This window comes from Chitinophaga polysaccharea (genome assembly GCF_902150045.1).
GTDB classification, from domain to species: Bacteria; Bacteroidota; Bacteroidia; order Chitinophagales; family Chitinophagaceae; genus Chitinophaga; species Chitinophaga polysaccharea_A.
Map to the genome: position 1 here is coordinate 439,580 of NZ_CABFVU010000003.1, position 13,774 is coordinate 453,353.

Annotated in this window: 2 protein-coding genes; both read right to left on the bottom strand. The window is 48.5% G+C overall.

What is annotated here, in order from left to right; all coding sequences use genetic code 11:
• Positions 1–48: 48 nt before the first annotated feature.
• A complete protein-coding gene (locus tag FN124_RS22090) occupies positions 49–342 on the bottom strand; it encodes a hypothetical protein (protein ID WP_142686948.1) in 294 nt (97 codons plus the stop codon).
• A gap of 130 nt (positions 343–472) precedes the next feature.
• Complete coding sequence (locus FN124_RS22095) at positions 473–13,393, bottom strand: DUF8696 domain-containing protein (protein ID WP_142686949.1); 12,921 nt, start codon at positions 13,391–13,393, stop codon at positions 473–475.
• Positions 13,394–13,774: the final 381 nt, after the last annotated feature.

Genomic DNA, 13,774 nt, shown 5'->3' on the forward strand with positions numbered 1-13,774 from the left:
CGTTTATACATTAGCGTTAGCCAGCCCGGCTAACGCTAATGTATATGATCAGCGCCGCCCCAGCTTCCGGATCATATCTTCCGACATATCTTCTGAATAAACCCCATACCCATACATCAATACCCCTTTGATACCTGATTTGGTTTCAATAGCATATACTACCGCTTCATCTCCGGGATCGGTATCTCCTTCAAAGCGATAGGTTTCCGTGATCTCAAAATCTTCCGGGCGCACATTGCCTTCCGGGCATTGAATACTGTCAAAAACAAGGTTGAAATCAGTGATATATCCGCGTTTGCGTAAATCCTCAATGGCTGCTGTTACGGTGTCGTACACTCTCATATAAAAACAATTTCTGGTTTGCAAATGAAACGATGGCAAGTTAACAAATCAATGGAGCATATAAAACAAAAAGCATAAAGCCGGCCGGCCTTATGCTTTTTGTTTTATTTTATGAAGATGATAACCGTTATCAGCGGATTACGGTCACCTCTCCTTTCAGCACATTGGATGATCCGCCGGCTACTTTCTTGTAAGACAGCCACCATACATAGGTGCCAACATCCACCGGAACTCCCTTGTATTTACCATCCCATCCTTTATGGTTGTCGGACGACATGAAGATCAGTTCACCCCAGCGGTTGAAGATCCTCAATTCGTATTCGAACATTTGTCCTCTTACAACAGGTCTGAACACATCGTTGCGTCCGTCGCCGTTTGGTGAGAAGGCGTTTGGTAAGGTAGGTTTAGGTTCACACTCTATAAAGCCTACTGTGATATCGTCGGTTGCGGATCCGCAATCGTTGAATACTGTAACGGTATAGGTACCGCCGTTGGTAACCGTGAGGGATGGTCCGCCGGAACCGTTATCCCACCGTACACCGGTGATGCCGCCGCCTTCAGCGCGCAGTATGAGTGTTTCACCTTTACATAAGGTAGTGTCCCTTCCGAGGTTGATGACTGGTAAGCCGGTGATGTTTACGTTCACACTGTCCATGAACACACGCTGGCAGTATTTGTCCATCACCGCCAGTTTATACTTACCGGCCTGGCTGATCTGTTTAACCGGGTTCGGATCGCCGTCGTTCCAGAGGTAAGACACTGCATCCGGGTTGGTACCGTCTATGGTAACAGAGCCTCCGGGGCAGATATTCCTGTCTGGTCCCAGATCCATGGTGAGAACAGGTTTCATTCTTACGTTCACGGTATCTCTCACCACGCAGTTGTCCCTGCTTACCGCCACCCAGTATCCGCCGGGTTTATTCACCACTATGGAGTTGCTGGTTTCACCTGTCTGCCATTTGATACGACCGCCGTTTGAATTAACAGTAAGCATAATGGACTGGTCAGGACAGATAGAGGTATCGCGGCTCAGGCTGATGTCTGGCGGAGGATTCACGCTCACTTTCACAGTATCGATGGTGATACATCCTGACTTCATCACCTTCACCCAGAATTGTTCCTGTGTGCCTATCAGGATGGAAGGCTCGGTGGAACCGTTGCTCCAGAGATAGGTGCCGCCGTTTACATAAGCATCCAGCTTCACGGTTTGGCCGCGGCAGATGGTAGTATCCGGGATATCCACCAGCGGGGTGGGTACCAGGCCTACATGAATGGTATCAGTAGTGGCGCATTCGCCGTTGCTTACATTCACCCAGTAGGTGCCCGCCTGGTTAATATTGATCCGTTGCGTGGTAGCGCCGGTAGACCATTTGATCTGGTAGGCGAAGTTAGCAGGGCCTGCATCCAGTACAAGGCTATTGCCTCCGCAGATGGTCGTGTCGTTGCCGAGGTTCACCATTGGTTTCTGGATATAATTCAGGTTGTAAGTCACAGTATCGGATGAGCAACCTGTTCTGCCATCTGTTATGATAAAGGAAGCAGAAGTAGCGCCGTTCAGGTTGAACACGTTGTTGTTCTGTGATCTTGGCAAACCTGTTACCGCGTTGGCCGGGGTTACCGCCACCAGTGTATACGTAGGCAGGTATACGTTACCAGCTTTGCGTAAGGCGATCCTGCCGTTGTCTGAACAGTTGGAAGGCAGGGTAGCTTCCAGTTGCGGTTTATCACAAGGCTTAATAATTACCCGTTGGATCACGTCGTTGGCTTTATTGCCGCAGGCATCCATGATGGTCCATCTTCTTACAATCGTATACCCGTTACAGATATCTTCCACGTAAGGATCTTCTGTATAGATAGCACGTTTCGGGAAGCTGTTATCACAGTTGTCTGTTGCGGTTAATACCGGCGCTGCAGGGATCTTATCCTGGCAGTAAAGTACCACGTCTGCAGGAGCAGGCATAATCACCGGCCTGGTGGTGTCTTTTACTGTTACCACCTGTGTAATGGTGGTGGTATTGCCGCAGGCGTCTTTCGCAATCCAGGTCCTGATGATGCGGTAATTGCCTGCACATTCGCCTGGTGTTCTTTCTGTAGTGATCCTGCGGGACAGGGTAAGACCATTTCCAAAACTGCTGCAGTTATCAGATACCTGTACATCAGTAGCAGGAGCAGGGATGTTATCGCAGCTCACGATGGTGTCTGCAGGAGGTCTCACTGTGAATACCGGTTTAGTGGTATCCTGTACGGTAATGATCTGTTGCATCACTGACTTGTTGCCGCATTCATCGGTAGCGGTCCAGGTTCTTGTTTCCCGGAAGTTACCGGCGCAGTTGCCTGGTAATTTAACGGTTTTAGTACTGGTGAATACCTGGATAGAACCGCTGCAGTTGTCGGTAGCGGTAATCGCAGGCCATGCCGGTACCTTATCGCAATCCACCACGGTGTCTTTCGGGGCAGGCATGCTGAACACAGGTCTGGTTGTATCCTGTACCTTGATGATCTGCTGTACTGCACGGGCATTTCCACATTCATCAAAGGCGGTCCACTTACGGTAGATCACGTAGTTGTTGTTACAGTTGCCTGGCTGATGAACAGTTGAATCTTTCGGCACTACGGTTATTACACCCGGGGTGCAGTTATCGGAAGCAGTAAGATTGAATCCTGCGGGTATCTTATCGCAATCCACTGTAGTATCAGCCGGCGTTGCCATGTTGAATACCGGTGAGGTCATATCTTTTACAGTGATCACCTGTTTCAGGGTGACGCCGGTGTTACATTCGTTTTTTGCAGTCCAGGTGCGGATCAGCAGGTAATTGTTGGAACAGTTGCCTGGTAGATCCTGGCGTACTTCCACTACGGGGATAATGATTTCCCCTGCGCAGTCGTCGTTTGCTTTCAGGTCTGTTTTAGCAGGCACCTTATCACAATCTACAGTGATATCCGCAGGCGCGGGTGTAGTGAATACAGGCGCTTTGGTATCTTTCACCGTAATGGTTTGTGAAGCGCTTATAGAGAGGCCACATCTGTCTGTTGCCGTCCAGGTACGGGTAATTGTACTTAAACAAGGCGAAGTAACCACGGTCACATCGTTGTGGGTAATGGTCAGCTCTTCGTTGTTGTAAGGCGCATGACTGAACACCGGATCTCCGAAGAGGGTGGTATAGTCTTTACCTCTTTCACATTCCGTAATAATGGCAGGAGGAGTGAAGGTAACAATGGGGCTGATAGTGATCGCTGTGATTTTCACCACATTGCTGATGTTGTTGATACAGGCCCCTGAAGCCACAATCCTTCTGTACCAGGTATTTGCGGTGAGCAGGCCTGGCTGGTAGGTATCGCTGGTAGCGCCGGTGATGTTGGTGAATGGCCCGGTGGTGCCTGCAGTGCTTTGCTGCCACTGGAAGGTATAGGTGCCATTACCGCCGGAAAGCGTATTACCACGTATAGCCATTGGCGTTTCCGTTACGCAAATGGTCTGATCGTTCTGAATAGTATTGCCGAGTATCGGTTTACGGTTAATCAGGGTAACGCTGGAGCTGGAGGCGTCGCACACGCCGTTGCTTACTACCCAGGTCAGCTGGGCAGTTTCACCGGCCGGTACTGTGATCACAGCATCTTTCCGGTTAATATCGCTGATGCTGATCAGCGCTGCGTTATTGCTGGTTACGATCCAGGTACCTTTTGCACCTGCCACACCAGGATCGCTGGCGTTCATTTTAAAGGTAGCATCGTCGCAATGTTCCTGGTCTGAGCCTGCGTTGGCAGGTAGCGGCAACCGGTAATTAATGAGTGTTACATCATCCCAGGTAGCGCTGCACACACCATTGGTTACAGTCCAGCGTAAGGTTACAGTGTCTCCAATGTTGATGTTTACTTTGGAGGTTGGGCTGTTGACAGATCTGATGGACGCATTTCCCCTGATCACCGACCAGAAGCCTTTTGCACTTGGTACAGACACCGGGTCTGCTGCAAGGGTGAAATCGCCTGTGTTGTTACACATTTCAATATCTTCTCCTGCATTTGCCGCCGCGGCTGTTTTGTAATTGATCAATGTAACAATACTGCTGGTGCTTATACAGTTTCCGTTTGTAACGGTCCATTTCAGTATTGCAGTGTCGCCCACAGGAACAGTTACAGCGGTATAAGGATCGTTTACAGATTTGATGATAACCTTACCGGGAACACGGCTTACATCTGTCCAGGTGCCTTTGGCGCTGGGTGATCCAGGCTGACTGGCTTTCATAATGAAATCAAGCGTAGTATTACATTTCTCCTGGTCCTGACCGGCGTTGGCAGTAACAGCAGCTTTGTAATTGATGATGGTCACCCTGCTGAAAGTAGTATCACATACGCCATTGGCGATGCTCCACTGTAATACTACGGTATCGCCTATTGGTACTGTTACCGCGGTAGTCGGGCTATTCGGTGATTTGATCTTCGCTCTTCCCGGTATCCGGCTGATATCCGTCCAGGTGCCTTTGGCAGTTGGCACGCCCGGGGCATTTGCCGCCATATTGAAGTCGCTGGTGTTGTTACAGATGGCCTGGTCCGGACCGGCGTTAGCCTTGTTGGCGGTAGCGTAGTTGGTAAGCATTACCGTATCATAGGTAGCGGCACAGGTGCCATTGGTGATTTTCCACACCAGTTTTACACTAACTCCGGCAGCAATGGTAACGGTGCTGTTGTATTGATTCGGAGAAACAATATTTACGCCTGCAGTACCGGCAGGATTTGTCCAGGTGCCTGTTACATGTAAACCAGCTGGTTTGCTGCCATTCAGGGTGAAGCTGACGTTATCACATTTCTCCTGGTCCGGGCCGGCATTTGCGGCGGCAGGTGTTTTATAGCTGGTGATCCTTATGGTATCAGCCAGGTCTGCCGCACATTTTGCATTGGTGATCTTCCAGGTAAACAGGATAGAGCTGTCGGCCGGAACGGTCACAGACGTTTTGGGATCATTGATGTTGGCAATTTTCACAGAAGCGGTAGCCGGAGAGAATGTCCATGTACCAATAGCGCCCAGCTCAGTAGGAGCAACAGCATTCATGGTAAAGGTAGTTTTCTCACATGCTATTTTGCTGGAACCTGCATCGCGCATTACCGGTTTTTTCAGGCTGGTGATCCTTACGGTATCTATTTTATCTGCCGCACATTTTGCATTGGTGATCTTCCAGGTGAACAGGATAGAGCTGTCGGCCGGAACGGTTACGGACGTTTTAGGATCGTTGATGTTGGCAATTTTCACAGAAGCGGTAGCCGGAGAGAAGGTCCATGTACCAATAGCGCCCAGCTCAGTAGGAGCAGTGGCATCCATGGTGAAGGCAGTTTTCTCACACTCCATTTTATTGGTGCCTGCATCACGTACTGCTGGTTTAAGCAGGCTGGTGATCCTTACCGTATCAATGTTATCAGCAGCACATTTCGCGTTGGTGATCTTCCAGGTAAACAGGATAGAGCTGTCGGCCGGAACGGTCACAGACGTTTTGGGATCATTGATGTTGGCAATGTTTACTACTGCAGTGGATGGAGAGAAGGTCCATGTACCGATGGCGCCCAGTTCAGTAGGAGCGGTGGCATCCATGGTAAAGGTGGTTTTATCGCACTCCATTTTATTGGTACCTGCATCACGAACCGCTGGTTTCAGCAGGCTGGTGATCCTTACGGTATCAATGTTATCAGCGGCACATTTCGCGTTGGTGATCTTCCAGGTAAACAGGATAGTGCTGTTGGCAGGTACTGTTACTGATGTTTTAGGATCATTGATGTTGGCAATGTTTACCGCAGCAGTGGATGGAGAGAATGTCCATGTACCGATGGCGCCCAGTTCAGTAGGAGCGGTGGCATCCATGGTGAAGGTGGTTTTCTCACACTCCATTTTATTGGTACCTGCATCACGCACTGCCGGTTTTTTCAGGCTGGTGATCCTCACGGTATCATAAGTAGGTGCGGAACACTTAGCGTTGGTGATCTGCCAGAAGAGCAATACAGAACTATCAGCCGGAACGGTGACAGTTGTTTTTGGATTGTTCTTATCAGCAAACTTCACAGACGCGGTGGTTGGTGTGAATGTCCATGTACCGATGGCGCCCAGCTCAGTAGGAGCAGTAGCGTTCAGTCTAAACACTGTTTTATCGCACTCCATCTGGTTAGCGCCTGCATCACGTACAATTGGTTTTTTCAGGCTGGTGATCCTTACGGTATCATAAGTAACCGCAGAACACCTGGCGTTGGTGATCTGCCAGAAGAGCAACACGGAACTATCCGCCGGCACGGTAACAGTTGTTTTCGGATCATTCTTATCAGCAAACTTCACAGAAGCGGTAGCTGGTGTGAATGTCCATGTACCGATGGCCCCCAGCTCAGTAGGAGCGGTGGCATTCAGGGTGAATACTGTTTTATCGCACTCCATCTGGTTAGTGCCTGCATCACGTACTGCTGGTTTCAGCAGGCTGGTGATCCTTACCGTATCGATGTTGTCAGCAGCACATTTCGCATTGGTGATCTTCCAGGTGAACAGGATAGAGCTGTTGGCAGGAACTGTTACAGAAGTTTTAGGATCGTTGATATTGCCGATGGTTACCGCAGCAGTGGATGGAGAGAAGGTCCATGTACCGATGGCGCCCAGTTCAGTAGGAGCGGTGGCATCCATGGTAAAGGTGGTTTTATCGCACTCCATTTTATTGGTACCTGCATCACGAACCGCTGGTTTCAGCAGGCTGGTGATCCTTACGGTATCAATGTTATCAGCGGCACATTTCGCGTTGGTGATCTTCCAGGTAAACAGGATAGTGCTGTTGGCAGGTACTGTTACTGATGTTTTAGGATCATTGATGTTGGCAATGTTTACCGCAGCAGTGGATGGAGAGAATGTCCATGTACCGATGGCGCCCAGTTCAGTAGGAGCGGTGGCATCCATGGTGAAGGTGGTTTTCTCACACTCCATTTTATTGGTACCTGCATCACGCACTGCCGGTTTTTTCAGGCTGGTGATCCTCACGGTATCATAAGTAGGTGCGGAACACTTAGCGTTGGTGATCTGCCAGAAGAGCAATACAGAACTATCAGCCGGAACGGTGACAGTTGTTTTTGGATTGTTCTTATCAGCAAACTTCACAGACGCGGTGGTTGGTGTGAATGTCCATGTACCGATGGCGCCCAGCTCAGTAGGAGCAGTAGCGTTCAGTCTAAACACTGTTTTATCGCACTCCATCTGGTTAGCGCCTGCATCACGTACAATTGGTTTTTTCAGGCTGGTGATCCTTACGGTATCATAAGTAACCGCAGAACACCTGGCGTTGGTGATCTGCCAGAAGAGCAACACGGAACTATCCGCCGGCACGGTAACAGTTGTTTCCGGATCATTCTTATCAGCAAACTTCACAGAAGCGGTAGCTGGTGTGAATGTCCATGTACCGATGGCCCCCAGCTCAGTAGGAGCTGTAGCATTCAGGGTGAACACTGTTTTATCGCACTCCATCTGGTTAGTGCCTGCATCACGTACTGTTGGTTTCAGCAGGCTGGTGATCCTCACGGTATCGATGTTATCAGCAGCGCATTTCGCATTGGTGATCTTCCAGGTGAACAGGATAGAGCTGTTGGCAGGAACTGTTACAGAAGTTTTAGGATCGTTGATGTTGCCGATGGTTACCGCAGCAGTGGATGGAGAGAATGTCCATGTACCGATGGCGCCCAGCTCAGTAGGAGCAGTGGCATCCATGATAAAGGTGGTTTTATCGCACTCCATTTTATTGGTACCTGCATCACGAATCGCTGGTTTCAGCAGGCTGGTGATCCTTACGGTATCGATGTTATCAGCGGCACATTTCGCGTTGGTGATCTTCCAGGTGAACAGGATAGTGCTGTTGGCCGGTACTGTTACAGAAGTTTTAGGATCATTGATATTGGCAATGTTTACCACAGCAGTGGATGGAGAGAAGGTCCATGTACCGATGGCGCCCAGCTCAGTAGGAGCGGTGGCATCCATGGTGAAGGTGGTTTTATCACATTCCATCTTGTCGGTACCTGCATCACGAACTGCTGGTTTCAGCAGGCTGGTGATCCTTACGGTATCGATGTTATCAGCGGCACATTTCGCGTTGGTGATCTTCCAGGTGAACAGGATAGAGCTGTTGGCCGGTACTGTTACAGAAGTTTTAGGATCGTTGATGTTGCCGATGGTTACCGCAGCAGTGGATGGAGAGAAGGTCCATGTACCGGTTGCGCCCAACTCACTAGGAGCAGTGGCATCCATGGTAAAGGTGGTTTTATCGCACTCCATTTTATTGGTACCCGCATCACGAACCGCTGGTTTCAGCAGGCTGGTGATCCTTACGGTATCGATGTTATCAGCGGCACATTTCGCGTTGGTGATCTTCCAGATGAACAGGATAGAGCTGTTGGCAGGAACTGTTACAGAAGTTTTAGGATCATTGATATTGGCAATGTTTACCACAGCAGTGGATGGAGAGAATGTCCATGTACCGGTGGCGCCCAGCTCAGTAGGAGCGATGGCATCCAGGATGAATACTGTTTTATCGCACTCCATCTGGTTAGTACCTGCATCACGAACCGCTGGTTTCAGCAGGCTGGTGATCCTTACGGTATCAATGTTATCAGCGGCACATTTCGCGTTGGTGATCTTCCAGGTGAACAGGATAGAGCTGTTGGCAGGAACTGTTACAGAAGTTTTAGGATCGTTGATGTTGCCGATGGTTACCGCAGCAGTGGATGGAGAGAATGTCCATGTACCGATGGCGCCCAGCTCAGTAGGAGCGGTGGCATCCATGGTGAAGGTGGTTTTATCGCACTCCATTTTATTGGTACCTGCATCACGTACAGCCGGTTTAAGCAGACTGGTGATCCTTACGGTATCGATGTTATCAGCGGCACATTTCGCGTTGGTGATCTTCCAGGTGAACAGGATAGTGCTGTTGGCCGGTACTGTTACAGAAGTTTTAGGATCGTTGATGTTGCCGATGGTTACCACAGCAGTGGATGGAGAGAATGTCCATGTACCGATGGCGCCCAGCTCAGTAGGAGCGGTGGCATCCATGGTGAAGGTGGTTTTATCACATTCCATCTTGTCGGTACCTGCATCACGAACCGCTGGTTTCAGCAGGCTGGTGATCCTCACGGTATCAATGTTATCAGCGGCACATTTCGCGTTGGTGATCTTCCAGGTGAACAGGATAGAGCTGTTGGCCGGTACTGTTACAGAAGTTTTAGGATCATTGATATTGGCAATGTTTACCGCAGCAGTGGATGGAGAGAATGTCCATGTGCCGATGGCGCCCAGCTCCGTGGGAGCGGTAGCATCCATGGTGAAGGTGGTTTTATCACATTCCATTTTGTCGGTACCTGCATCACGTACAGACGGTTTCAGCAGGCTGGTGATCAGCACGGTATCTGCATTGTCTGCCGCACATTGGGAATTGGCAATCTTCCAGATCAGCTGCACGGCAGTGTTAGCCGGCACAGTTACATTTGTTTTCGGATCATTTTTATCAACGAAGGTCACCGCAGCAGTAGCCGGGAGGAAGGACCAGGTGCCTTGTGCACCCAGTTCCGTAGGAGCGGTGGCATCAAGCTTAAAAACAGTTTTATCACACTCCATCTGGTCGGTGCCTGCACTGCGCATGATGGGCTTCTTGTAATTGGTAATAAACACTGTATCGCTGGAAGTCAGACATGGCCCGTTGGAGATGGTCCATATAAGCGTAGCTGTATCTCCCACAGGTACTTTTACAGTGGCATTCCTTTGCGTTGGATTGGTAATGGTTACTCTTGGGTTAAGTGAGGTCCAGATGCTTTTCGCACCTGTAACACCAGGATCATTACCATTCAACTGAAAGTCGGTAGTGCGGTCACATTCTGTTTGATCAGTGCTGGCATTGGCCTTAGCAGGTTGTGCAAACACCCGTACCGTTACATTGGCACAACCCGTATTTCCACACGGACCGGTAGTTTCTGCACGTACATAATAAGTGGTGGTAGTAGTTACATTATTAAATACCACTTCTGCACCATTATTAATAGAAGATGATGGAATAACCGCCACGCTTCCGGGTGAACCAGGGCAGGCGCCTGTATACCATTTCCATTGATGGGAATTACCAAGAGAATCAGTTCCAAGTGAACCGCCTGTTACTTTTAAGGTAACATTGCTGCTAACACATATACTGTCAATGCTGGCATCGATGCCGGTTGGTGTGGTCGATGGTTTTTCCACCGAAACAGAGAATGGCACAGTTATGCTACATCCGTGCAGTGTATCTTCCTGTGCAGTGATTACGAAATCGTAACTGCCGGCAGCTGTATTGGGCGGTAACTTAACTTTAAAGGTACCATTGGCAGTGTTAAACGGCCATGCTTTGGACACCTTTGTAAATCCGGGCATCTTCCTGGTGCTGGCTACATCCAGCTCATATTTCGTTATTGATCCCGGCACTACATTACTGTAAGTTACTGTAAAGGAATCCACGGTATTACAAACTGCGGCAGCAGTAATGTTCAGTGTGGGTTTATCCTTAATGGTAAGTTGGATAGTGGTAGAGTTGGGACCAGGACAAACCCCATTGGAAATAGTCCATGTAAGCAGGAACGACTTCGGCCTTGCATTGCTGATTACGGTTGCAGTGGCGTTATAAGCGGTGTCATAATTAATGCTTATATCAGACGATGTAGTGCCTGGTTCCAATGTCCATTTCCCGGTTTCTCCAACACCCGGCTTACTGGCGGTTAACTGGAAATCCCTCATACCACATTGTATCTGATCCAGGCCGGCAACGCTTGGTGTAAGCGGTTTGGTGTTGATGAGCGTTACCCGGCTGGTGTCGGTACACGCAGCCATCGCTTTGTTGGTAATTACCCAGAAGAGACGCACAGTATCACCTGCAGGAACGCCTGTTACAGTGGTAGTGGCGTTGGTGGTGTTGGTAATCACAGCGCCTTTACCCGGGCCATTAAATAACCATACACCCTGCTGGTCTGTAGGAAGCGGGCTTCTTTTAATATTAAAGGTAGATATATTACACTGCCTGTAAATAGTATCTGCATCGGCCTGGGGCAACGACCGCACATTTACCTTAAACGTATCAACCACCACACAGGTTTTATTGGTCACCTCTACGTTGTAGGCTTTTGCACCAATGTTTGATGGAACATGCGTAATAGAGGGCACTTTGCCTTTAATAGAATCTGTTCCATATTTCCATTTCCAGTTCAGGCTGTCGGCCGGAGCGCCTGTAATAGCGAGGTTCAGGTTAATCTGTGCACCAAGACAGATTTCAGCCGGCCCGCCTGTAATGGCAGTCACCGGCTTTTTATCCACTATCACCCTGGCGTATCCGCTATCCTTACATTGCCGCGGCTCATTTTTTACCGAGTTCCAGCCGTAATCAGCGATCCCGATAGCCCAGTAGTCCCTGGTGCTGTCGGGAAACACGGTCATTTTTGCACCTGTATATACCGGGTCCACTTTCCACTCATAGGTGCTGTAACCCCCATCGGCCGTGAGATCCACGCTTTCCCCGATACATATCCTGCCCGAGGAAATGGTCACCTTGGGTTTGGGAAGAATGGTGATTTTAGTGTATTTGGATGGGGATGCACAGTTGCTTTGATTCCCCGATTCAAGAATATTTACACGGTAATATTTATGTACTACCTGGTTAGGATCGCCTTTCAGGGCGCCGTCGGCAAACGTAAGCGTATTGGTGGCGGCGCCTGAAATACCATTCCCGTTGGTAACAGGAAACCAGTCAGCCGGGTTATTTTCATTCCCGGTAGTACTGTAAAACCATTGGTATATCGGGTTCTTAAAGTAATCCTGGTTCGGGTCGTAAGTACCGTTGGGCAAATGACCATCCGGGCTATACAACGCTTTGATGGTAACAGGTGCTCCTTCACAAAGTGAATCGGCTCTTAATTCATTATCAATCTGACCATCTATAAATGAATAGATATCCGGGCTGCAATAATTGAACTTGATATCATCAATCGCAATATCATTTCCGCAATCACCCAGGCGGTCGTTCACAATTTCCAGTGTTACAGAAGTTACACCTCCGGGTGTTTTAAAGCTGCCGCCATACTGCTGCCATGCCGGAGATTCCAGGTGCATGGATACGTCGTAGGTTTTAAACCTGGCGAGCGTATCCCACAGGGCTGTATTGGTGCTGCCTTTTTTATTAATGATCAGGAAGGTAACCCCGGCATAGTGATATCCGTCGTTATTTCCCCACGCGCAATTATAGTTAAATACGTTATAGCTGTTTACATTCAGGAACCAGGCGCTGAAATTATAGGAAGAGCCAGGGCATACCTGCACGTTATTTTTAGTATAGAAGGATTTTTTATTGATCGAAGAGTTAGCGATCAGCATACCACCTACTGAATCTATAGTACTTCCCGTATGATCGGTTGAATATACCCATTCGTTTCTTATTTGTGTATGCCAGAAAATGTTGTAGCTATCATCGATAAAATTAGCCCCGTTCAGCGGCATGGCTACATAGTTATACCCTGTAACCGCTGAATTGGACCGGCTGGCGGTCGCATTCTTTTTGAACCTGCCAAAGTCTTCTACAAAATCGCTTTTACTGGTGGTGTTTCCCAGGCAGGGTTGAATGGTACAGTCTTTTACATATATCGACTTTGTAATAGGATAAGTATTCTTTCCCCTGTACAGGATCACGTTCACAGTATATTTCGCCGCATCATTGAATTTTATGGTCAGGGAGTTTTTGTTGATATTTATACTGTTGCTGTTATAGGTATCCCGCAGCTGGCCCACCAGTTCATGGCCGGGCCGGTTGTCAGTAGTAAAGAGCACATCGTAGGCTCCTCCCGTAATGGTCCAGGTAGCAGAATCAGCGTAGTTACTGGTGTTCTTCCAGAAGAACGCGTTCATACTGGCGAAACTTCCTTTACAGATGGTATCCGGAAGGTTCATAAATGGTGTGCCGTCGGGAGGCGCGCTTTGTGCTGTCGCTTGCTTATTCAGCAGCACAAGCCCCAGTATCAGGTACAATAAGGTTAGTAGTCGTTTCATAGGTGCAAACAGTTAAGTAAAAAAAGTATCAGGTTTTGAGCAGGTTGTTTACTCAATACCTATTGTACTTCAACTCTTTACATCTGTTATCATCACCGGATGGTTTTTTTCGGCGGAGGGTGGCGCAAGTGTAAAATGGTTTCATAGGCGTCAGGTGTTTATACATGGTATGGTTAAAATATGTAATTAAATTGAGATTAAAATTAGATATAATATGGGGAAATAAAAAAAGTGTACTTATTCGTAATATGATTAGCTGCCAGATAAGTTGGGAAGATGGGTTAGCGAAAAATTGATTGTCAATTGCTTAAAGGAGGTAAAAAAATATCAGAAAAGTTATCCACATTGAGGGGAGCGGCTGAATTATTTAAGGGAGACTGC